Below are 25,600 nucleotides of genomic sequence, written 5' to 3' on the forward strand. Positions count from 1 at the left end.
GCATATTTCATAAATAAGGTTGGATAGTAAATGTTATAAAATTAAAAAAGCTCAAGAAAATAAATTCTTGAGCTTTTTGCCTTGTACCTCAGGCGGGACTTGAACCCGCACGTCCTAATGGACACAGGATTTTAAGTCCTGCGTGTCTACCAATTCCACCACCAAGGCATCCAACTTTAGTAAAGTTAGAGCGGGAAACGAGACTCGAACTCGCAACATTCAGCTTGGAAGGCTGACGCTCTACCAATTGAGCTATTCCCGCAGTGTTGAAAGTATAAATTAATTTTAAAAAAAGTACCTCAGGCGGGACTTGAACCCGCACGCTCTAATGAGCACAGGATTTTAAGTCCTGCGTGTCTACCAATTCCACCACCAAGGCAAAATTAATTTATATTTTCTGTTATTTCAAAGAGCGAGAAACGGGGCTCGAACCCGCGACCTCAACCTTGGCAAGGTTGCGCTCTACCAGCTGAGCTATTCTCGCAAATGGAGTGCAAATATATAAAATCAATTTTTAACTTTCCAAATTAAAATCGAAAAAAGATTAAAAAATATTTGCACTCTAATTTAATTAGTTGATAGGCATTAACATATCAACAACTTCTTTTAGTTTGTTTTTCATCTTTGTACGATGAACGATCATATCTACAAATCCTTTTTCTAATAAGAATTCAGAAGTTTGGAACCCTTCTGGTAAATCGCGACCGATTGTTTCTTTAATTACACGAGGTCCTGCAAATCCGATTAACGCACCTGGCTCTGCCATAATAACATCACCAATTGATCCGAAAGAGGCAGTAATACCACCAAAAGATGGATTCGTTAAAATCGTAATGTATGGAATTTGGTGATCAGATAACTGAACTAATTTTGCTTCTACTTTTGCTAATTGCATTAAAGAGATAGCAGCTTCCATCATACGAGCTCCTCCAGATTGTGTAATGATAACAAATGGAACTTTATGTTTGATACTATAATCAATTGCACGTGCAATTTTTTCTCCCATTACAGATCCTAAAGAACCACCGATAAATTTAAAATCCATACAAGAGATTACGATATCTCTCCCGTTAACTTTTCCTACACCATTACGGATAGAATCTGTTAAACCTGTTTTCTTTTTAATTGATTTTAATCTATCAACGTATGGTTGTGTATCTGTCCAATTTAATGGGTCTTTACTTTGTACGTTAGCGTCTAACTCTGTGTATTTTCCGTCATCAAATAAGATTTCGAAATATTCTTCAGAACCGATTTGTACGTGGTGATCGTCCTCTGGGCTAACATAACAATTTGCTTTTAACTCTTCTGTTTCAATAATTTTACCAGATGGAGTTTTATACCATAATCCTTTCTGAACATCTTTTTTAGACTCAGTAGGAGTAGTGATATTCTTTTTACGTCTTATAAACCAAGGCATACTTTCTTTATTTTTATGTGGGTTAGAATCAGTCATTGCTGCACCAATGAATTATCCTAAAGTGTTTACATTATTTAGATCGTGGAAAGCTTGAATCATTCTTTCTTTGAATGAAACTTCACCTGCACGTAACCATACACGTGGGTCGTAGTATTTTTTGTTAGGAACTTCAGCTCCTTCTGGGTTACCAATTTGTCCTTGTAAATATGCAGCATTAGCATCGAAGTATTTACGTACTCCTTCCATGTATGCATATTGTAGGTCTGTATCGATATTCATTTTGATAACTCCATAGCTGATAGCTTCTCTAATTTCTTCTAATGTTGATCCGGATCCTCCGTGGAAAACGAAATCTACATCTTTTTCAACTCCGTATTTTTCTTGAATGAATTTTTGAGAATTGTCTAAAATTTTTGGTGTTAATACAACATTTCCTGGTTTGTAAACTCCGTGTACGTTACCAAAAGCTGCAGCAATCCAGAAATTATCTGATACAGATTTTAAATTTTCGTATACATAAGCAACTTCTTCCGGTTGTGTGTATAATAAAGAGTTATCAACATTAGAATTGTCAACACCATCTTCTTCACCACCTGTGATACCTAATTCCATCTCTAAAGTCATTCCGATTTTAGACATTCTTTCTAAGTATCTTTTACAAGTTTCAACATTTTCTTCTAATGGCTCTTCAGATAAATCTAACATATGAGAAGAGTATAATGTTTTCCCTGTTTTGTTATAGAAATCTTCGTTAGCATCCATTATACCATCAATCCATGGTAATAATTTCTTTGCACAGTGATCTGTATGTAAAATAACAGTTGCACCGTATGCTTCTGCTAATTCGTGGATATGTTTTGCTCCAGCAATAGCGCCTTTAATAGCTGCTACATGCCCCTCAGCTTTTAATCCTTTACCTGCATTGTAAACAGCTCCTCCATTTGAGTATTGAATGATAACAGGAGCATTAGCTTCAACTGCTGCTTCCATTGCTGCATTAACAGAAGAAGATCCAGTTACATTACATGCTGGTAATGCGTATTGATTTGCTTTTGCATCTTTTATAATCTCTTGGACTAAAGCTCCGGTTGCTACTCCGGCAGGAAATTTTCTACTCATTGTGTTTTATTTTAGTTAAACAAAGATATGTTTTTTTTAGAATGGATAATTAATTCCGAAGTGTAATCTTGGTTTTAAAATATTAAAGTTATCGAATTGCCAACGATCACCTTCTTGATATGCTGGATTATAAAGCTTATATCCTAAGTCAAAACGAACAATAGCAAAGTTACCAATGTGCATTCTAAGTCCTACACCAGTTCCTATACCAAATTGTTTATAAAATTCGTCGAATTTGAATTTATATTCAGCGCGGTCATTAGTAACAGACCAAATATTACCAGCATCTAAGAAATAAGCGACTTCAAACATATCAGTCATTCGGTAACGATATTCAGCATTAAAAAGTAACTTCATACTTTCGAAAGCTAAACTTTCTCGGTCAACATCTGTCATCGCAGGACGATCTGCAGGTCCTAAAGTCAATGGCCACCAACCACGGACATCATTAGATCCACCAGCTGAATAACTACGAACGAAAGGAGTGAAATCTGTATTTCCGTAAGGCTTAATAATTCCGAAAGCTCCTCTTGTAGCTACTTCCGAGTTTAAACCAAGTTTCCATTTTTTACGAACTTCTAAATCAAATTTTATGAATTGAGAATATGGAATTCCGAATACCATTCCGGTTTCATTTCCTAATTCATCATAACCTTTATTAAACCCAAAAGCTTTGTCTAAGGCGTTTAATAAATTACCTGCCAATTCGATTCTAGCCGATCCGTACCAAGGATTCGGAACTGTACGGAAGGCATTTTCTTGGTTGTATGTAAATTGATAAATAAACGAGTTGATTAATACATTTTGTGATATACTTGCTTTACGATACAACATATCTTCAAAAGCAACATAATTTTTAGCGCTTTCTCCAGTTAATGAATTTCGATATCCCATATCTTCTTGGATAATTTCGGTCATTTCATCATCTGTGATTAATCCATTATTATAATCATTTTGGTATGTATTATTATATTCGAAATAATCATCAATTACGATGTTTTTTCGATCATTATCAGCTTGGAAAATTGTATAATAACGGTCTTTTTTGGAGTTGTTAACAAATTCTGTATTAAAAATAGATAATTTATGTTGAAACTCGCCACTTGTAATATCCATATCTAATCCGAAACCATAAGAAACACGGTCTAATCCAACATTGCGTTGAGTACTCGCATTCATACGAATGTATGATTCTGAAACGAATCTTCTTGGAATCCAATTTTCTATAAATTTTGGAGCAAGTAAATAAGGTAATTTTAAGCGAGTTTCTAAAGCTATTTCGTATGCATTTAAAAATTTATCACTGTCAGTAAAATCTTTATCAACTGATCCTAAATTTCCTTTTAAAGTAGTTTCTAAATTTTCGCCACCACCAAATAAATTACGTGTTGTTAACGTAACTCCGGGAGAGATTGCGAAATTCATGTACTGAGAAGCGTAACTTTCAAAGAAAAGGTTTAAATCATATTTCTTTTTAGGTGTGAAATATACATTTACATCTAATAAAGAATCACGACGAATTACATCGAACTTATGCAAGTTTAAATTTTCTCTTTTGAAGATATTTCGCTTCGTTTGGATTTCTTGTCTTTGTCTAAACGTTTGTCCTGGTCGAATTACAAATGCATCTGTATAGTAACGAGGCTTGTATTTTTTTTCGCCTATATAATTAATTGTGTAACCATCATATTCTTCTGAATTAATAGAATCATAATTGATGTTATTATTAGATCTTGCATCTGTATAAACGTTGATGTTTCCCCAATTATATTTTAAAAATTGTTTAGTACTATCTTTTACTAAAGTATCCTGAACAAATTTATCTATGAACAAAGTGACATCAAGTCGTTTATTACTTTTTAGGGTATCGGCTTCAAAATATAAATCTTCTCCTGAATCATTAAAATCGTAGTATCCTCGGTTTTTTAATAAATCGACAATACGATCACGTTCAGCCTCGAAGTTATCTAAATTGTATTGTTTTCCTGTAACAACCTTAGATTCGGACATATAATTGGTGCGAACTATTTTTCGTTTACCAAATAAGTTGATACCATTAAACTGATCACGATCTTCCGTTAATAATTCTTTAATATCCTTGTCTGATATTTTATTGTTGAAAGTTTCGATGTAAGAAGGTTCGCCTAATTCAATATTATAATTTGTTTCAGCTTTTTTAGACTTATCATTTTTATCGTAATCAACCTTAACTTTCGAATCGAAATATCCTTTATCCTGAAAAAGTCGATTTAAATTTTCTGCTGAAAATTCAGATAATTCTTCATCTAATAAAACTGGAGCTTCACCTTTATTATAAAAAAAACGTTCTTTCCAAAGGTTATGTCCTACGTATTGTGGAAGATTATTTTTAATTAATAAACTATCTAAAAGTTTTTGATTTCTTAAGTTATCATCAGTACGATAATATTCTTCAAAAGTTTGATCTAATTCTTTAGGAGACCAATTGTAAACCCATTGCCATAGCGGAATGATTCCAAGAAATTTTGCTGCAGGTTTTTGTTTTACATATTCACTCAGTTCAGTATCAATAATTTTTTTCTTTTTCTTGATATCTGGATCTGTGTCATCGTATTCAAAATTATTCTTCACGAATAAGTACTCACCTTCAGGAACTTTCCCAGTTGTACTACAACCAGAGAAAATTAAAGTTAAGCTATAGATAAGTGCTATATTTGCAGTGATTTTTTTACGCATAAAATATGTTATCAAATAACGTTATAAAAATAATAACTTCTTTAGGTTCTAAAAAATATAGACAAAAATATAATTTGTTTGTCGTAGAAGGTGTTAAAAATATAGGTGAAGTTATAAAAAGTTCAATAAAAGTTAAAGAATTATTTATTACAGAAGACTTATGGCCTGAAGAGGAGTCAATTAAAAAAACAATAATAGACGATAAGGATTTAAAGAAAATTAGCTATTTAACAACTCCAAATGTTGGTTTAGCTTTATGTGAGCTACCAAATAATCCAGAATTGAAAGATTTTGAAGGGTTAGCAATTGCTTTAGATGATATTCGTGATCCAGGAAATTTAGGTACAATTGTACGATTAGCAGATTGGTTTGGGATAGAACATGTTTTATGTACGAAGGAATCTGTTGATTTATACAACCCTAAAGTAATTATGTCTACAATGGGTTCTTTTTCGCGAGTTAATGTGCATTATATAGACTTACAAGATTACTTAAAAAACTATAATGGAAATATATTTGGAACTTTTATGGAAGGTGAATCTATTTACGAAAATGAACTCCCACAAGAAGGAATTTTAGTAATGGGTAATGAAGCAAATGGAATTTCCAAAGAAATAGAAAATTTAACCACTCATAAAATAAGTATTCCATTTTTTGGAAAGAAGGGTAATACAGAAAGTTTGAATGTTGCTGTAGCTACAAGTGTGATTTTGGGTGAGTTTAAATCTCAGCTTTCGAAGAAAAATTAAAACTTTATTAAAAAAAATCGAATTGTAGTTGACACAAAAAAATATTATTTAATTTAGCCACTTAAGTTAGAAATTGGTTAAATAATTTAAATGAAAATTTTAAGTGTCATTGCTGTTTCTCTTGCATTAACTTTAGCGAGTTGTGGAAAAGAAACGAGTAAAGAAAGTACTAAAACGATCGACCCAAATGCACCACCAAGATACGATTCTATAGATTGGGGAAGCGAGACAAAACATCCTGTTTTAACAGCTGAACAATTAGAACATTATAAAAGTAGTGCTACAAAATTTTATAAAGAATTTTGGGAAAGATCAAATGTAAGTGGAGGATTGTTAATAGCTAAAAATGGTAAAATTGTTTTTGAACAATATTCAGGTTTAGCAAGTGTTGAAAAGAATATAGCAATTACTGCGGAAACTCCGATTCATATTGCTTCAATTTCGAAGGTGTTGACAAGTATGGCTATCCTTAAACTTGTAGAAAAAAACAAGATTCAATTAGACCAAAAAGTAAATTCAATTTTACCTACTTTTCCTTACGAGGAAACAACAATTCGTCATTTACTAAATCACCGTAGTGGTTTGCCTAATTACGCAAATGTATTATGGGATATGAAATTGGAAGACAGAGAAAATCCAATAACAAATCAACAGGTTTTAGATGTTTTTGCTGAACATAAAGTAGGACTTGTAAGAAATGTAAATACAGGTTTTTTCTATTCGAATACGAATTATGTGATGTTGGCTTTAATTGTAGAAAAGATTCAGAAAATGCCTTTTCCGCAAGCAATGAAATACATGATTTTTGATCCGGTTGGAATGTCAAATACATTTATCTTCGAATATGATAAACATAAAGATGAGGTTTCTGAATCTTATGGTTATAGAGGAACAAAGTGGGCTTGGGATCATTTAGATAAAACTTATGGGGATAAGAATGTTTATTCGACTCCTCGAGATTTATTAAAATTAGATCAAGCGATGTATTCTGATAAATTTTTACCAAAAAAGATAAAAGATGAGGCATTTAAAGGATATAGTTATGAATCGAAAGGTTATAAAAACTATGGTTTAGGAATGCGAATGTTAGAATACGAAAATGGTGAAAGGTTATTATACCACAATGGATGGTGGCATGGAAATAATACTGTTTTTGTACATGATGTAAGAAATAGTTTCACTATTATCGCTTTAGGAAATAAACAAAATAAATCTATTTATAGTGCTTTTAGATTATCAGGATTACATGAAACGTATCCAATAAAATTACCAAATAAAGATTCTATAGATAATGTAGATTAAAATAGAAAGCCATCTATAAAGATGGCTTTTTTTATGTTTAATATTTATTAATTACGTTGATATATCCTGTATATTTTCTGCCGTCGGGTAATTCTATAATGTACCAATAACTTGTAGAAGGCAGAGGTTTTCCATCCTTTTTTCCATTCCAATTGAATTCGGTAGAGCTTTCTTGACTAAATAATTTAAATCCAAATCGATCAAATATTTCTAATTTAGCACTTTGCCCGTTAAAAACATGCAGGTTTTTAATTACCCAAAAATCATTAATACTATCTCCATTAGGAGAAATAGTATTTGGAATATTAGGTATTACCCCATCAAAAGGTCCAACAACACAGTTTTCGTTTTCAATTTTTACATAGAAATTATGAATTCCAGGAAGTAAATTATCAAAAATGTTACTTGTTTGCCAATTAATATTATCAATTGAATATAAAATTGTACCATTTCCTGAAGCTATAATTGTTGCTGAATTTTGATTATAAATAATTTGTTTTATTTCGGGTAATTCGAAATTTTGTATGTTAAATTCTTCAGTATAGCTACAACCATTTCTAGCTGTAACTATTAACTTGTATTTTCCCGGAGAACTAATGATTAAAGTAGAATCTTGAGAGATTTCTTCATTTTTATCATTAAACCAATTATATGTGTATATTTCTGAGTTAAGTAAATTTGGATTAATAATAATACTGGTTTCTGGACATATTCTATAGTCTTGAATTTCGAAGATTGGAGAATCTAATAAGGTTAAATTAATAATTCCTAGATCAGGACAATTGTTACCATTTTCAGCTATTTTAAAATAAATTTTATTGCTAATCGTAAAATCATGATAGTAATCTGTTGGGTTTTCAATTTGATTGACATCGTTATTTAAATCATCTAAAGTTTTATAATATTTAAATTCTTTATTGTTGAAATTTAGTTCAAATTGTGTTATATCAATAGGTTCAATATTATCATTTTCGTTATCACATATAGGGTCTAGGTCAAAAGTAAATTTATCATTAAATTTATACTTGATTCTAACTGCGATTCTATCTCTACAACCACCTTCAATTAAAGATTCTAAAATTATTGTAGTATTTAAATTCGGGTCTAAATGGAAATTTATTTCTTGTTCATCAGTTAAATATTTACCAGCATCAACATCTTTTTGATTTAAATATATTCTGTAATTAGCATATTTATTTATTAGAGGATCGGTTAAAAGATCATTATTAGTGTCATTGTCCTTAGTTCTTTCATTGATCCATTCTCTGAAGTTAAATTGAAAAATTCCGTCTAAATTATTATCACATACCTCTATTTCTGTATCATCAAAAAGTTTAATACTTGCTAAAATATTTAAATGTACTGGTGCAATACTGTAGCAGCCATGAATACTTTCGTATCTTGCATATATTGTAGTTGTGGGGATAAATGCAAGTTGTTTATATTGTTTCCAATCGTTAATAAAATTTTCATTACCCTCAATTGCATCTTCCATAACTTCATAATATTTTACAGAAGTTATCAAATTTTCAAAAGGTAAATTGTTAGATTCAAGATATAGTTGGTTAATACTATCATCAAGATTAAAAATAACATGTGGCAATTCTACTACATTACATAAGAATAAATTAGCTTCATCTTCTAAATTAATTTGTGGCCTTTGATTTGTTAAAAAATTTAATTGAATTTCTAATTTTTGATAACATTCTATCAATGAGTTTTTTTCAATAATACTTACATAAATTTTATGTGATTCACTAACTCTATATGTATTAAATTCTTCAATCTCATCTTGGTATTTATTAGTATTGAAATCATAGTTTTTATAAAATTTGAAATCATAGTTTTGAGGAATTGTAACAAATTCGTTTAAATATGATTCAAGATCAATATCTTCATATTGATCAAAATTATTATCACAATAAATATCAACATTTGTAAAACTCTTAAGTATTCCTTGATTTGAGTATATTCTAATATTTAATGGATTAATTTGTTCACAATCGGTTTCGGTTTGTGTATATCTTATTTTGATCCAAATTGTTTGATAATTACGATTTAAGTTTAGATTAGTTATTGGAATAGTAGCATTTTCGTCTGCAAAAAAATCAATTAAAGGGGAAGGGGAAATGTTTAATATATCTACAGGTAAAAGATTTATGACAATTTCGCTTAAATCAATTTGTTTTTCTTGTATTGCGTAGTCTACACAAATGTCAACATTTTCTAATATTGGTTTAGGAGGTGTTATTGTATACTCTAAAACAACAACAACGAATTCGTTATTGTTTTTTGTAGCAAAGCGGATATAATATCTAGTTGTGTTTTGACCATTGATAATTACATTATGATCTAATATTCCTTTATTATTAATATCGTTGGCTGAATCATAATCTAAATGGAACGATATGTCAAGATTGTTAAATGATAATCCAGGGCTAGTTATTTTAATGATTTTTTTAGCATCGTTTAATAAATTTCTATTATAATTATTTTCAGTTAAGCATAGATATATATTTGCAATTTCTGTGTCGTAAATTAGTGGGTTGTCTTCAGGAGAGTCTAGATCAGTATCATTAATATTTAATATTATTCTTCTAAATTTTACACGTGCATTTACTTCAACAATATTATAACATCTATAACTACAGTTTTGATTTGAATTTTCTACCCTTAAATAAAGTTTATATCTATAATCTTTATCAGGTTCACCTTCTTCAATTATATGAAGCTCTCTGCTACCTGCTATCGCATTTTGATATGTTTTAAATGCTTTTACTGTAATGATGTTAGTATCATTACTAAGTTTTATATTTCTTTTTTCTAATTCTTTTTCCCAATTAAAAGGTTCATTATAGATAGGATTGATATTGGTAATAATATCGAAGTATTCTTCATAAGATTCAAAATCAATTTCTGATTTGATTAATTGTGGGCTTTTTACAAAATTTATAGATATTTCTTCTGAAAGATTATTTGTACAATAAGGTAAATCATATTTAACTCTAAGTTTAGTATCTTTTGTTAAATTTATTTCTGTAATTTCATTTTCCTGACCATTTAAATAATACCTAATATTTGTAACATTATTTAGATTGGAGAAAAGTTGGCAATTTAGATTCTCTAATTTATAGTTAGTTTCAATATTGTCATTTTTAATGTCACAAACATTAACTTGGTTTGGAAGATCAATGTAATTAGAGAAATTTAGTATTGCGATTCCAAAACAATTTTGGTCAGATATGTTTTCAATTCTTACATAATATATTCTATTAGGTTCTAAATTTTGCTGAATTGGTAAATAATTAGAATTATTTATTTCTGCATCATTTTTATTTAAATAAAATTTATATTTAAAATATCTATGATCAGATTGATAGTTTAATACAGAGTAATAATTTGATTGAGAAAGAACAACGTTTTCTGAACAAATAACTTCATTATAATTTTTAGGTAAAGGGAATTGATTGTCAATTGTTATCTGATGTTGTTGATTTATTGTGAAAGATTCATCATCATTATATTTGTAGGTTGCAGTAGCTGTATATATAGAGGGTCTAATTTCACATACTTCAATATTTTTACTTTCAAGAACAGCATCATCAATATTATTTGTCCAAATAGTATTAACTGGATATAATACTTCTCCATTTGGTATGAAAATATAGGACTCTAAATTAGCACTCCAATTACCAGTGTTTCTTCCTGGTACTGCTATTCCATTCATACCTGAATCATTTATGCCTATTAAACTAGCTTTGTGTGGCATATCAGGTTTTGGTTCAGGTTTAGTTTCAATATTAATTTCAATAATACTTGTTCTTTCGTTCAATATGATTTGGAAAGTAGATGTATTATCGATATTATCTTTTGTTAATTGTTTAGCTTTATAATAGTTTATCACTAATTTTCTACATGGATATTCACCAATTGTGTAATAGTAAATGTCTGAATCGTCTTCTTTATTGAATATCAAATCTTGATATGAACCAAATATAGCATCTTGAGGTAAAAGGTTATTTGGTAGTGGTAAATTGTTTAAGTTAGCTGAATTATAATCTCCCTCATTTATATCTTCTCTAAATGAAATCATACCATTAGTACTAATAATCAGAGAACTTCTTATTTTTCCATAAAAATGGAATAGGAATGGTTTATTACCAATTTCTGAGAAATTTATGCGTTTAATAAATTTATCATCACCTTCTGCATTTATAGATATACCTTCATTATAACTTCCTATTGGATTATATGCTATTTTTTGTGGCGATTGGTATTGATTAGAATTAGTGATTGCAGGGAATTCTGAATTAATTCTTATACATGAATTATTAAAATCATAATCACATGTTATATGTGTTATTCCATAGTTGTTATTATGGTCTTTAGTGTATTGACAGGTTTGAGATAAAACAGTAGATAAAAATAAATTGAGTAAGATGACGAAATATAATTTTGTCATAGGTATAACTTAGGTTTATCATAAATTTATATAATTTAAACTAGATTAGAAATATCTAAACCATATTAGTCTTTATTAAATGGGTTTACTTATTTATAACATGTATATTTCCAGTATATCGTCTATTGTCAGGGAAAGTTATTGTATACCAATAAGATGTAGATGGTATTGGTTTGCCATTTATTTTTCCGTCCCATAATAGCTCAATATCACTTTTTTGAGAAAATATTATTTTTCCAAATCGGTCATAAATAATTATTTCTGCTGTTTTTCCTTCAAAAATATTTAAATCGTTTAATTTCCATATATCATTTATACCATCATCATTTGGTGAAATCGTATTGAATAATTTAGGAATTAATGTGCCATATGGACCAACAATACAGTCGATTTCTTTATATTTTAAATAAATATTGAAAGTGCCATAATCTAAATTTTCAAAAGTATTATCTGTTTGCCAATTTGATTTATCTAAAGAATAAAGGATAGTTTTATCATCAATTCCATTTGCTTTTACTATAATATTGTTATTATGAACTTGAATTTCTATTAAGTTAGGAACAATTTTTTCTTTAATTGTAAAACTAGTAATTGAGGTGCAATTGTTAATTGTAGTTATTTTTAAATTATATCTTCCAATTTTATTCGTAGTTAAATATTGCGAACTAGAAACCAAGTTTCCTTCTTCATCAGTCCATTCAAATTCTACAATATTCCAATTTAAATAATTAGGATTAATAGTGATAAATTCGTCTTTACAAATTTCAAAATCAGGAATTTCAATTATAGGAGATTGGTTGTAATAAAAATTTAATATTATAAAAATTGGACACGAATACTCTGAAGTTATTTTTACATATATTTTATTACCATATAATAAATTTAATTCAAAATTATCAGGATTATTTATTGAATTACTGTTCGTATTAATATCACTTAAATTTCTATAATATTCATAAGTTGCATTAGGGTAATCTTGTTCAATTTGTGTTAAATCAACAAATTCAATATTATCATTATGGGTATCACAAATAGCATCTATATCAATGTTTATAGAAGTAGGTTTATTGTAATTTATTTTAATTGAGATATAATCGTCGCAACCACCTTGTATAGAAGCGCTGATTATTAATGAATCATGAATAGTAGGGTTTAAAATAAGTAGTTGATTTAGTGGAATCGAATTTCCATTTATATAATCATTTAATGTATAGTATAATTTATATTCAGCTTGTTTATTAACAAAATAATCTGTCATCAAATCGTTAGAGTCATCAGTATCATTTACTACAGAGTTGATCCATTGTTGAGGATTAAATTCATACATTCCATCAAAATTAATATCGCAAGTATCTAAAGATAAATTTGATTTGAATTTTATAAATCCTAAAATAGATAAGTTAATAGGTTTGATGTTAAAACATCCGTATGTATTATCAAATCTGGCATAAATTATTTTAGAGGGTTGTGTTGCTAATAATTGATATTGATTATAGTTTTGAATATGATTTGAATTACCAATAAATGCATCGTTGTAATTTTCGTAATACTTTACACTTGTTATTAAATCATTATAAACAGTTAGATCATTAAAAAACTGAGGTATTGAATTTTCTAGATTAAAAGTTACATTTTGGTTATTTGCTTCATTACATATTAATAAGTAAGCTTCACTATTCATGTAAATTTGCCTAATAGGTTCAGGATCAAAAATTAGTTTTAATTCTACCATTTGTGTGCAAGCAGCAGATTGATTTAAAGTACTAATTTCAATAAAAATTTTAGCAACATTATTAACCGTAAAACTTGTAGGTTCTTTTATTTGATTAGAAAAGACATTGGTATTAGGATTGAAATTTTTGTAAAATTTAAAAGTGTAGTTATTTGTATTATCTACGAAGTTATTTAAATAATCGTTTAAGTTAACTATTTCTAAACCATCAAGATTATTGTCACATAATAATGTTTCTTCATGGTAATTTTTTAATATATTTTCAACTGAAACTAGTTTAAATTGAATTGGTGAAATAGTTTCACAAATATTTTCAGTTTGAGTATATTTTATTTTTACCCAAATAGTTTTGTAGGTACGATCTAAAGTATAATTATGAATTAAATTTTGAGCATTTTCGTCAGAATAGAATTCAATAATTGGAGTAGGATCTAAATTGAGTATTGCTTCAGGAATTAATTCAGAAATATAATCTTCTAAAAATATATTTTTAAAATTTAATTGATTGTCTACACAAATTTCAAAAGAATTTTTCTGAGGTATATTGGGTAAAAATGAATATTTTAAATGTTTTACAATGTAATTACCATTTGTAGAAGCAATTCTAACATAAAAATTTCTGGTATTATTATTTGTTACATTAAAAATGCTATTAATACCATTATTCTTTAAATTGTTTGCACTAGTATAATTTAAATGGTAAGTAACCATTAAATCTTTAATGTCATGGTTAGTTACTTTAAAGATTCTATCTACATCTAAAGCTAAATTTAAAGTATAATTTTGATTTGCGCATAGATATACATCAGCAATTTCATTATCATATTTAGATGGATTATCCATTGGTTTGTCTGGATCTTTGTCAGAAATATTTAAAATGATTTTATTAAACTTAGCAATTATGTTTAATGGTATTATTGTATAACAATTTCCATTACAATCATAATTTTGGTTTTCAATTTTTAAATACCAAGTGTATCTGTAGTTATTTTCCTCAATGCCTTCTTGTATATATTCAATTTGATTTAAGTTATTTTGAGCATCATGTAATGTTTTAAAAACTTTTAATTCATCAGTATCAGGATTAGATGAAATTTGAATATTAAGTTTTTTTATTTCATCTTTCCAATCAATGGGTTCTCTATCACTTGGATTATTATTTGTTACAAAATCAAATAATTTTTCATATGATTCAAAATTAATTTCTTCAACAAATGTTGTTGGACTTGGAGATAATTGTAACGAAATATTTTTAACTGTATAATTTATACAAGTTTCGGTATCGAAAACAACTTTTAAATTAGTATTATTAATTATAGGATAAGTTGTAACAGGGGTTGTAGAATTATTGATATAATATCTGATATTAGTTGCGTCTGGAATGTTTTCAAAAATTTTACTATTTAAATTTTCAAGATTATATTCTTCTATTAAATCATTATTGTTATTGTCACATATTTCTATTTTATTAGGAATATTTAAAGGTTTACCAATTTCTAATTTAGCTACTTGAAAACATGAAGTACTGCTTTTATTCTCAATTCTTACATAATAAGTTGACTCAAAATCTAAAATTTGATTTTGTGGAATATAATTGTTTCTGTCATTTAAAGCGTCTATTTCCGTTAAGTAAAATTTATAATTAAAATTATCTGGATTGACTTGAGAATTTATAGAGCTGTAAAAATTATTTTGGGATAAGTCATAGTCAGATTCACAAATATTTGCGTAAAAATTTGTTGCAATAGGATAGTCTTCTTCTATATTAATAGAATGATCATTTACAATATAAAATTCTTTATTTGATGAAGTGATATATTTAGCATTTGCCGAATGTATTGCCGGAGTAATATCACAAACGTTTAAACTATTACCAAAAATACTATTATCATTATTGTTATTTGTCCATTCAATTATTTGTGGTTGTAAATCTTTACCGTTTGGAATAAAGCTGTAAGATTCATTATTTATTTCCCATATACCAGTGTTTCTATTCGGAACCGAAATCCCGTTTCCAGTAGAATCTGTAATTCCTAATAATGTTGATTTAAATCTAGCTGAAGGATTAGGGTAGGGTTTCTCTAATACATTTATATCTATCTTACTTGTTAATTCGTGTAAAACAATTTGAAAAGTAGATGTTTGATTTGTACCTACAATTTTTCCTTTATAGAAATTAATTACTAGTTTTCTACAAGGGAATTCCCCTTCTATATTTATAAAAATATCTGAATCGGAATTTGTAGAAAAACTTAGGTCTTGAAATGGACCAAATATTGATGATTTAGGTAGATAACTACTTGGTATTCTGCTACCATTTAAATTAGGTGTACTAAAATTATTTACTTGATAATTATTATCAAAAGATATAAATCCATTTGAACTAATAATGACTGAATTCTGAGGAGATCCATAGTAATTAAATGAAAATGGTTTATTTCCAATTTCATTAAAATATATTCGTTTTAAGAATTTGTCATCATCATTAGCTTTTATTCCTTCACCTTCATTAAATAACCCTGTTGTATTAAATTGATTTCCTTGAAATAAATATTGATCAGAATCTTTTATTATCGGGAAATTAGATTGAAGTTTTATGCAAGAATTTAAAAAATTAAATCCACAATTTATATTTGTATTTAATTCATTATGATTATGATCTTTAACATAAATACAATTTTGGGAAAATAAAAATATAGGGTAGAAGGTAAGTAGTAAAAGCAAATGAAACTTAACCATATAAATAAAAACTATTTTAGATTATAAAAATAAATAATTAAAACGGTTAAATAAGTATTTAAAAGCTTTTTATTTTACACAATATGGTATATATTCAATTGATTAATAATGAGTTATTCTCTATTAACAATTTAGATTAACAAAAAAGCGATTCAAATTTGAATCGCTTTTTTGTTAATTTTTTATATCCATTAAATCTCGTAAAGTATTTCCGAAAATATTAAATCCTAATACTAAAATCATAATAGCTAAACCAGGTATAATAGCTAAATGTTGTTTACCTAATATGATATGGCTATAATGTTCTTTGATAATATTTCCCCAAGAAGGTGTTGGTGGTTGTGCCCCAATTCCTAAGAAACTTAAACCAGATTCTACCAAAATAGCTGAAGCAAAGTTAGCTGCAGAAATTACAATAACCGGAGCTATAATATTTGGCATAATTTGTTTAAATATGATATTGAAATCATTAAATCCTAAAGCTCTTGCGGCTTCAACAAATTCTTTTTCTCTATAAGATAAAAATTGACCACGAACAACACGTGCAACTTCTACCCACATTGTAAGACCTACTGCAATAAAAATTTGCCAAAATCCTTTACCAATAGCTAAAGTAATTGCAATAACTAATAACAAAGTTGGAATAGACCAAATTACATTAATAAACCACATGATTATATTATCAGTCTTTCCTTTGTAATAACCAGCAAAGGCACCAAGAGTTACTCCTACAATCAAAGAAATAAACACAGCAATAAATCCGATTAAGAAAGATATTCTTGTACCAATAACTAATCTTGAAAAGAAGTCTCGTCCATAACTATCTGTTCCTAAAATATAAGTTTTGTCAAAAACGAAATCTTTTTCAATTGAAGTTAAAGAGATATTATGCTTTGTCCATTCTTTTAAATTTACTTTTAAAGGTTCTCCGTTTAAGCCATTTCCTAAATATGGAATATATTCTAATTGATCATTGTTGATTTTGTATGATGAAATACTGATATGTTCTGAATCAATTTCTTTTCCAAAAAAATAATCATTAAAGCTTCGACTATCAGTATAGTTTGGTAACGGGATTTCTAAAGTTAATTGTTTGTGACCAATAGGAGCGTAAGCAATAGCTAAATCTTGTCTATTGGCATTTTGAGTTTTGTCTGAGGCAATAAAATAGGCAAAAATAGTAATCAATCCGGCTAGCAGAATTATACTAAAAGAAATGAGCCCAATAGGGCTCTTTCTTAATTTTCTTAATACGATTTGAGTAAAAGAACCTGAGTTTTGTTCCATTCTTATTTTCTTAGATCTTTTAAAACATTTACAGATTCTTCTAAATAAATATCTTTTCCTAAACCTTTAATCCAGTTGTCGCGTTTTGCTTTAAATACTGTATCGTTTTTAGAAGTAGCTAAATCTTTAGCATTCATAGAAATTTTTAGTTTATTACTGTATTTATCTAAATCTTCAAAATTTTTAATTTTAGCTTCACGATCCTTACGATGTGCTTTGTAGTCTTCTAAGTTTAAAGGTACTTTTTTAGTTTCTTCAAATTTCTTAACTAACTGCATACTTTCGTCAATCATTTTTAAATGCTGATTATTTTTTAAACGAGCAGCACTTTTTGCTTTAATTACATTTAAGTCGAAAGGATTATTCCATTTTTGAATGTTTAATGCTCCAATCTGATCCCAAGCTAAAGCCTCTGAACGAGAACCTTCGTTGATTTCACTGTATGTAAATTGATCTACCATCGGTATGTCAGATGCTACACCTTTTAATTGTGTTGAACCACCGTTTACACGGTAGAATTTTTGGATTGTTAATTTAATAGCTCCATATTCGTCGCTTCTAGTTCTTTGGTCTAAAGGTAACATTGTTTGTACCGTTCCTTTACCAAATGATTGTGGCGAACCTACAACTACAGCTCTTCCGTAATCTTGCATTGCAGCAGCTAAGATTTCTGATGCTGATGCTGATAATTCGTTAATTAAGATTACCAATGGACCATCGTAAGCAATGTTGTCGTCTTTATCTTCATGAATTTTCATCATTCCATCGCTACGTTTTACTTGTACGATAGGACCGTTTTTGATGAATAATCCAGAAATTTGAACAACTTCTTCTAAAGAACCACCACCGTTGTTACGTACGTCAAAAACTAAACCTTTGATGTTTTCTTTCTTTAATAATGCAATTTCTTTTTCAATATCAACAGAAGGATCACGTCCTTCTTTGTCTCCCATTGAAGTGTAGAATTCTGGTAAGTAAATAACTCCATATTTGTCACCGTTTGTATCAGCAACTACTGCTGAACGTGCAAATACTTCATCATGTTCAATAACATCACGGATGATAGAAATATCTTGTGTAGAACCATCTTTTTTCTTAACTGTTAAGATTACTTCAGATCCTTTTTTACCACGAATTAAACGAATTGCTTCGTCTAATAACATTCCGACAATATTTACTGGCTCACCTTTTTTACCTTGCGCAACTTTTATAATTTGATCTCCAACTTCTAATTTTCCACCTTTCCAAGCAGGTCCACCAACAACTAATTCAGCAATTGTAGCATAACCTTTTTTATCTTGTAATTTAGCTCCAATTCCTTCTAATTGTCCAGACATAGAAACATCAAAATCTTCTTTGTCTGTTGGTGAGAAATATGAAGTATGTGGATCGTATTGTTCTGTAAAAGAGTTAACATATAAAGAGAAATATGTACTTCTTTTACGTTTTTTTAAACGACGGAAGTAATCTGTGATTAAATCTTTTACATCTTCTCTTGCTATTTTTTCAATTTCTGCAAAAGGAGTATCTTTAGTAATCTTCTTTGGTTTTTCATCTTCAGATGAAGCAATCTCTACAGAATCTTTCGCATTTTTACCTTCTAAGTCATCTTGCATAGAAGTAATTTCTAACATAACGTTATATTTTAAATATTTTCTCCAAAGTTCCTTCGCTTCAGCCTTTGTAGTAGCGTATGGTTGATTTTTCGGATCTAATACTAAATCTTCTTTCTTGTTAAAATCGAAAGGTTTTTCTAAAACTTCAAGAGCATACTTTTCAGCTTCTTCGATACGAATATACATTGTGTCTACTGTTTGGTTATAGAAAGCTAAATTTTCAGTCTTGAAGTAATCATCAAGATTATGAATGTCTTTTTTGAAAGCATCGAAATCGCTTTGTAATAAGAAACGTTTAGATGGGTCTAAATTTTCGATATATTTATTGAAAACATTTTCAGAAAACTTATCATCAATTTGTGCTGGTTTATAATGCAAATAAGAAAGTGTATTTCTAGTATTTTTTATTACTAATTTTTCTTTCTCGTCATTATTATCTAGCATTGGTTTACAGAAGCAGAAAGCAAGTAAACTCATCGATAAAAACGATAATAAGATATACGTTTTTTTAACTAGCATATTAAGTTTTTATTGGATTAGTTAATATTATAAAATCTTCATTCAAATATAAATCAAAATAATAATAATTTTAAGATTTTTGTATTGTCTAAAGAATTACTAAAAGTAAGAATAATTATGGAAAGACCGTTAATTTTAATCACAAATGACGATGGGGTTACAGCACCCGGGATTCGTAATTTGATTAACATGGCCAAAGAGTTTGGAGAAGTGTATGTTGTTGCTCCAGATAGCCCACAAAGTGGGATGGGACATGCAGTAACTTTGAATAAAGCAATATTTTGTAACGAAATAGAATCGAATAGTGGAGTAAAAGAGTTCTCTTGTTCAGGAACTCCTGTAGATTGTGTAAAATTAGCAGTTGCGCATATTTTACCAAGAAAACCAGATTTGTGCATTTCTGGAATTAATCATGGTTCAAATTCATCGATCAATGTGATTTATTCCGGAACAATGTCTGCAGCTGTTGAGGCGGGAATAGAAGGAATTCCTGCAATTGGATTTTCGTTAGATGATTTTGATTATAATGCAAATTTTGCTGCTGGTGAAAAGCATATCAAAGGAATTATAAAGGAAGTTTTAGAAAAGAAATTACCGAAAGGAATTGTTCTTAATGTTAATATTCCGAAGTTAGGTGAAGACGAAATTAAAGGAATTAAAGTTTGTCGTCAAGCTGATGCGAAATGGGATGAGAAGTTTGATAAACGAGAAGATCCGCGCGGAAGACAATATTATTGGATGTGTGGAGAATTTGTGAACTATGACAAAGGAGATGATACGGATGAATATGCTTTAGAAAATGGATATGTTTCTGTTGTTCCGGTTCGTTTTGATTTAACTGCCCACCACGTTTTAAGTGAATTGAAAAATTGGAATTTATAATTAATAAAAAAGGAGAATCAAATTTGATTCTCCTTTTTTTATGCAATAATTGGATTATTTTCCTGTTGCTATTTTCTTTTCTAAAGCACGGTAGTAATCTTCTTTAGCTGTATTGTCTACAGTTCTGTAAGCAATTGCTAAGTTTTTAACTACTGTGATGTCTTTAGGATCTAACTCGTGAACTTTCTCTAAGTAAGGAATTACTGTTGAAAATAATTCTTTACGTTTCGCGATGTTTTCGTTATAAACTGCTTTTTCAGCTTTAGAATTTCCTAAGTTATTATTAATCTTTTCAGTGTAAACTTTATCTTTTGTTAAATAAGTTGCAACTAAATTTCTGTAAGATTCAACATGTTTAGGATTTAGCTCAATTGATTTTTTAAATAACTCTTGAGCTTTTTCTTCAGTAGCTGCATCATCCATTAATAACACACCTAAATTATAATAGTTTAAGTGATCTGTTGGATTAATTTTGATGTTTTCCTCGATTTTAGATTTTAATTTATCACCATTACCAGTAACTTGGTAGATACTTGTAGCGACAGAGTTGATGTCTACATCTGTAGGATATTTAGCTAAAGCTTCGTCTAAAATAGGATCGTATTGTTTTAAATTATATAATGAATTTAAAGCTAAAACGTATAAATCTCTATTTAAGTTCTTTGTTTGATTTGCAGAAACTCCTGTAAAGTTGTTTTTTGCTAATTCTTTAATGATAGCTAATGATTTATCATATTTAGTACCATTGTAGTAAGAAATAGCCGCTTGGTATTTGTATACATCTTCTTTTGTTCCTAATGCTTCAACTAAGTTGTATACATTTAAGAAATTTTGTGCAGCAGCGTCGTAATTTTTAGTATCTAAATTATTATTAGCATCAGTTAATTGCTTATTTGCTAATTCAGAAACCTGAGATTGTAATAAGAAACCAAATTTAGGAGCTAATGCAACTTCTTTCGCTTTTGCATAATTACCTCCTGCAATAGCAGCATCTACATCAGCTTGAGAGTAGTAAAACTCGTCTTTTTTAGTGTCTTTGTTACGTACTTGCCAAACTTTACCATTTTCGTATTTTGATAACTTAGATAAACTTTCGCTTGCTTTAGTAACATCACCTTTAGCTAAATTTTCTTTAGCTAAAGCGTTATATTTTTCTGCTAACTGAGTTGGGTTAGTATGTAATTCTTCAGTATTTACTTGTCCAAATGCTGTAGATAATGATAATACTAAACCTAAACTAAATAAGAATTTTTTCATAATTAATCATTTGATTGATCTTCTTCTGAAGTTGTTTCTTCAGTAGGTTGACCATTGTTTAATTCAACTTGATTTTCAACTAATTGTTCACCATCTTCAGTAGTTGCTTCTTCGTTTTCTTCAACTTCGTTGTCAACTTCTACTTTAGCGATAGCAGCAATTTTGTCGTTATTTTTAAGGTTAATTAATCTAACACCTTGTGTTGCACGACCCATTACACGGATTTCGTCTAATCCTGTACGAATTGCTACACCTGATTTGTTAATAATCATTAAATCATGTTCATCAGTAACTGATTCAATAGCGATTAATTTTCCTGTTTTATCTGTAATGTTTAAAGTAGTAACACCTTTACCACCACGGTTTGTTTCACGGTAATCTTCAATAGAAGTACGCTTACCATATCCTTTTTCAGAAACTACTAATACAGTTTCATTTTCCATGTCAGATACTACAATCATACCAACAACTTCGTTGTCTGCTTCATCACCTAAATTAATTCCGCGAACACCAGAAGCAGTACGACCCATTGGGCGAACTTTTTCATCGTAGAAACGAATTGCTTTACCGTATTTAGAAGCTATCATGATCTGAGATTTACCATCAGTTAACAATGCTTCTAATAAAGTATCACCCTCACGAACTGTAATAGCGTTAATACCATTTGCACGTGGACGAGAGTAAGCTTCTAATGAAGTTTTCTTGATAATACCATTCTTAGTAACCATGATTACGAAGTGGTTATTAACATATTCTTCATCCATTAAATCGTGTGTACGAATGTATGCTTTTACTTTATCATCTGGATCAATATTAATTAAGTTTTGGATTGCTCGTCCTTTTGAAGTTTTAGATCCTTCAGGGATTTCAAATACACGCATCCAGAAACATTTTCCTTTTTCTGTAAAGAATAACATGTACTGGTGGTTTGTAGCCACTACCATGTATTCTAAGAAATCTTCATCACGCGTTGTTGCTGCTCTGTTACCAACACCTCCACGAGATTGTTTACGGTATTCAGAAAGAGGAGTACGTTTAATGTATCCTAAACGAGAAATAGTTAAAACTACTTTTTCGTCTGGGATTAAATCTTCCATGTTTAAGTCACCACCTGCGTAATTTATGTCTGTACGACGGTCATCACCGTATTTTGTACGAACTTCAATTAATTCGTCTTTGATAATTTGCATACGTAACTCTTCGTTTGCTAAAATATCTTTTAAGTAGTTAATTGTACTCATGATTTCGTCATATTCAGCACGGATCTTGTCAATTTCAAGACCTGTTAATGTACGTAAACGTAAATCTAAGATAGCGCGTGCTTGGATTTCTGATAATCCAAATGCCATAATTAAACCTTGACGAGCTTCTTCTGGAGTTGCAGATTCTCTAATGATTTTAATTGCACGATCTAAATCATCTTGTGTTCCGATTACTTTCATGTAACCTTCTAAGATATGCGCACGCTCTTGTGCTTTTCTTAAATCGTATTCAGCACGACGAATTACAACTTCATGTCTATGTTCAACGAAGTGATGAATTAAATCTTTTAAATTTAATTGCTCTGGTCTTCCATTAACTAACGCAATGTTATTTACAGAGAAAGAAGATTGTAATTGAGTATATTTAAATAATTTGTTTAAAACAACATTTGGAACTGCATCCATTTTTAATACGTAAACGATACGCATTCCTTTACGGTCAGATTCGTCACGAATTTCAGCAATACCATCTAATTTTCCATCTTTTACTAATTCAGCAGTTTTTGTAATCATTTCTGCTTTATTAACTTGGTATGGAATTTCGGTTACGATAATACAATCACGTCCGTGTACTTCTTCAAAATTAGTTTTAGCACGTAAAACAACACGTCCACGTCCTGTTTCGAATGCTTGTTTTACACCTTCATAACCATAGATAGTTCCACCAGTTGGGAAATCAGGAGCTTTAATGTGTTGCATTAACTCTTCAATCATGATATCACGATTTTCGATGTATGCAATAGTTCCGTCAATAACTTCTGTTAAATTATGAGGAGCCATGTTTGTAGCCATACCTACAGCAATTCCTGATGCACCATTTACTAATAATGTAGGAATTTTAGTTGGTAAAACTGTTGGTTCTTGAAGTGTGTCGTCAAAATTGAATTGAAAATCGACAGTTTCTTTATCTAAATCAGCTAATAATTCATCTGAGATTTTTTGAAGTCTAGCTTCAGTATAACGCATTGCTGCAGGTGGATCACCATCTACAGAACCGTAGTTACCTTGTCCGTCTACTAACATATAACGTAATGACCAAGGTTGAGCCATACGTACCATTGCGTCATAAACAGAGCTGTCTCCGTGTGGGTGGAATTTACCTAAAACTTCCCCTACGATACGTGCAGATTTTTTATAAGAACGGTTAGAAAAAACTCCTAACTCGTACATACCGAATAATACTCTTCGGTGAACAGGTTTCAAACCATCACGTACATCTGGAAGGGCACGAGACACGATTACCGACATCGAGTAATCGATATATGCCGATTTCATTTCATCCTCAATGTTGATTGGGATCAGTTTTTCTCCTTCAGTCATATCCTTTTGTTATATAAGACGGCTAAGATACAAATTTTAACAAGAATACAGAGTGATAAAACTTACCATTTTGAATATTTTATATTTAATTTTGTGTTGTTTACAAAGAATTATTTTATATATTTGCACTTCGAAAATTACAAACGCAAGGATCGGTAGGCAGTTTGAATTAATTCAGAAAGTTTGTAGTTTTCCTTGAATTTAATTTTTGAATTAGTAAAATAACTTTATTTATAACCCATTCGTGTAATGGTATACAAACTTAGTAAAGATGAGTAAGAGAACATTTCAACCAAGTAACAGAAAGAAAAGAAACAAACACGGTTTCCGTGAGCGTATGGCTTCTAAAAACGGTCGTAAATTATTAGCGGCTCGTAGAAAAAAAGGAAGAAAAGCATTAACTGTTAGTTCTGTAAGAACTAAAAGATAATCGCTACGATTTATAAAAAATAAGCTTGAAGGTTTTTCTTTCAGGCTTTTTTTTTACATTTGAAAAAAAAGACGGATATCTGTATGGAAGTTAAAAATGTAATTGAAGTTAATCAGTCTTCAATCTATCAACGTAATCATTTAGTTTTATCTGATGTGAATTTCACTTTAGCTGAAGGGGAATTTGTTTACTTAATTGGTAAAACAGGAAGTGGAAAAAGTAGTTTATTAAAAGTACTTTATGGTGATTTACCTTTGAAAAATGGTAATGGGAAAGTAGTTGGAATGGATTTGAAAACTTTAAAAACAAGTAAAATTCCAGATCTACGTCGTCATTTAGGAATTGTTTTTCAAGATTTCCAATTATTAACTGACCGTTCTGTTGAAGAGAATTTAAAATTCGTTTTAAAAGCGACAGGATGGAAGGATAAAAATACAATTGAAGCTCGTATTGATGAGGTATTAGATTCAGTTGGGATGTTATCTAAGAAAAAAATGATGCCTTTCCGTTTGTCAGGTGGAGAACAGCAACGTGTATCTATTGCTCGTGCTTTATTAAATCATCCAGAATTAATTTTAGCGGATGAGCCTACAGGAAATCTAGATCCTGAAACTTCTAATGAGATTATGAACTTATTACTTTCAGTTTCTAAACAAAACAATTGTGCGGTATTAATGGCAACACACGATTATGATATTATTCGTCGTTATCCTGCTCGTAAAGTACGTTGTGAAGAAGGTCGTTTCTTAGAAGTGACAGAAGAATTAATAGATTAATATTTTATATATT

Annotated in this window: 14 protein-coding genes and 4 tRNA genes; 5 read left to right on the top strand and 13 right to left on the bottom strand. The window is 29.4% G+C overall.

The features are described from left to right. Window positions 1-84: 84 nt before the first annotated feature. From EAH69_RS03500 to tamL, 7 genes are all read right to left on the bottom strand, one after another. Window positions 85-168: transfer RNA gene (locus EAH69_RS03500), tRNA-Leu, on the bottom strand. A gap of 21 nt (window positions 169-189) precedes the next feature. Continuing rightward, window positions 190-262, bottom strand: a tRNA-Gly gene (locus EAH69_RS03505). Window positions 263-295: 33 nt separating this feature from the next. After that, window positions 296-379 (bottom strand) — tRNA-Leu (locus EAH69_RS03510). Window positions 380-411: 32 nt separating this feature from the next. After that, window positions 412-484 (bottom strand) — tRNA-Gly (locus tag EAH69_RS03515). Window positions 485-571: 87 nt separating this feature from the next. Then, window positions 572-1,420 carry an acetyl-CoA carboxylase, carboxyltransferase subunit beta gene (gene accD, locus EAH69_RS03520; protein ID WP_121933864.1) on the bottom strand — a complete coding sequence of 283 codons (849 nt, stop codon included), beginning with the start codon at window positions 1,418-1,420 and terminating at the stop codon, window positions 572-574. A gap of 51 nt (window positions 1,421-1,471) precedes the next feature. After that, a complete protein-coding gene (gene fbaA, locus EAH69_RS03525; protein WP_121933800.1) occupies window positions 1,472-2,539 on the bottom strand; it encodes a class II fructose-bisphosphate aldolase in 1,068 nt (355 codons plus the stop codon). Between the two features lie 36 nt (window positions 2,540-2,575). Further along, window positions 2,576-5,254 (bottom strand): translocation and assembly module lipoprotein TamL, encoded by a 2,679-nt coding sequence (gene tamL, locus EAH69_RS03530; protein ID WP_121933801.1) that lies wholly within the window; start codon window positions 5,252-5,254, stop codon window positions 2,576-2,578. 5 nt (window positions 5,255-5,259) lie between these two features. Here tamL and EAH69_RS03535 point away from each other — a divergent pair, with 5 nt between their 5' ends. Then, window positions 5,260-6,003 carry a TrmH family RNA methyltransferase gene (locus EAH69_RS03535; RefSeq protein ID WP_121933802.1) on the top strand — a complete coding sequence of 248 codons (744 nt, stop codon included), beginning with the start codon at window positions 5,260-5,262 and terminating at the stop codon, window positions 6,001-6,003. Window positions 6,004-6,093: 90 nt separating this feature from the next. Further along, window positions 6,094-7,305: a serine hydrolase domain-containing protein gene (locus EAH69_RS03540; RefSeq protein WP_121933803.1), complete on the top strand. Its 1,212-nt coding sequence runs from the start codon at window positions 6,094-6,096 to the stop codon at window positions 7,303-7,305. Between the two features lie 37 nt (window positions 7,306-7,342). Here EAH69_RS03540 and EAH69_RS03545 read toward each other — a convergent pair whose 3' ends face one another. From EAH69_RS03545 to EAH69_RS03560, 4 genes are all read right to left on the bottom strand, one after another. Further along, window positions 7,343-11,767 (bottom strand): T9SS type B sorting domain-containing protein, encoded by a 4,425-nt coding sequence (locus tag EAH69_RS03545; RefSeq protein ID WP_121933804.1) that lies wholly within the window; start codon window positions 11,765-11,767, stop codon window positions 7,343-7,345. A gap of 85 nt (window positions 11,768-11,852) precedes the next feature. Further along, window positions 11,853-16,238, bottom strand: coding sequence for a T9SS type B sorting domain-containing protein (locus tag EAH69_RS03550; RefSeq protein ID WP_121933805.1), 4,386 nt, complete (start codon window positions 16,236-16,238; stop codon window positions 11,853-11,855). Between the two features lie 174 nt (window positions 16,239-16,412). Further along, on the bottom strand, window positions 16,413-17,525 hold the full coding sequence (locus tag EAH69_RS03555) for an ABC transporter permease (protein ID WP_121933806.1): 1,113 nt from the start codon (window positions 17,523-17,525) through the stop codon (window positions 16,413-16,415). Window positions 17,526-17,527: 2 nt separating this feature from the next. Beyond that, window positions 17,528-19,660: a carboxy terminal-processing peptidase gene (locus EAH69_RS03560; protein WP_230466688.1), complete on the bottom strand. Its 2,133-nt coding sequence runs from the start codon at window positions 19,658-19,660 to the stop codon at window positions 17,528-17,530. Between the two features lie 117 nt (window positions 19,661-19,777). On the opposite strand from EAH69_RS03560, the gene surE reads away from it, so the two are divergent. Then, entirely contained in the window at window positions 19,778-20,542 is a 765-nt protein-coding gene (surE, locus tag EAH69_RS03565; protein WP_121933808.1) for a 5'/3'-nucleotidase SurE, read from the top strand. 54 nt (window positions 20,543-20,596) lie between these two features. Here the strand turns inward: surE and EAH69_RS03570 are convergent, their stop codons facing one another. Both EAH69_RS03570 and gyrA read right to left on the bottom strand, forming a co-directional pair. Further along, window positions 20,597-21,799 (bottom strand): tetratricopeptide repeat protein, encoded by a 1,203-nt coding sequence (locus EAH69_RS03570; protein ID WP_121933809.1) that lies wholly within the window; start codon window positions 21,797-21,799, stop codon window positions 20,597-20,599. Window positions 21,800-21,801: 2 nt separating this feature from the next. Further along, window positions 21,802-24,381, bottom strand: coding sequence for a DNA gyrase subunit A (gene gyrA / locus EAH69_RS03575; protein ID WP_121933810.1), 2,580 nt, complete (start codon window positions 24,379-24,381; stop codon window positions 21,802-21,804). Between the two features lie 271 nt (window positions 24,382-24,652). Here gyrA and rpmH point away from each other — a divergent pair, with 271 nt between their 5' ends. Next, the gene (gene rpmH, locus EAH69_RS03580) at window positions 24,653-24,811 is read left to right on the top strand and encodes a 50S ribosomal protein L34 (RefSeq protein WP_121933811.1); all 159 of its coding nucleotides are present in this window, start codon (window positions 24,653-24,655) and stop codon (window positions 24,809-24,811) included. A gap of 83 nt (window positions 24,812-24,894) precedes the next feature. Continuing rightward, on the top strand, window positions 24,895-25,587 hold the full coding sequence (locus EAH69_RS03585; protein ID WP_121933812.1) for a cell division ATP-binding protein FtsE: 693 nt from the start codon (window positions 24,895-24,897) through the stop codon (window positions 25,585-25,587). Window positions 25,588-25,600 lie beyond the last annotated feature (13 nt).

The organism is Faecalibacter macacae (genome assembly GCF_003687725.1).
GTDB lineage: Bacteria > Bacteroidota > Bacteroidia > Flavobacteriales > Weeksellaceae > Empedobacter > Empedobacter macacae.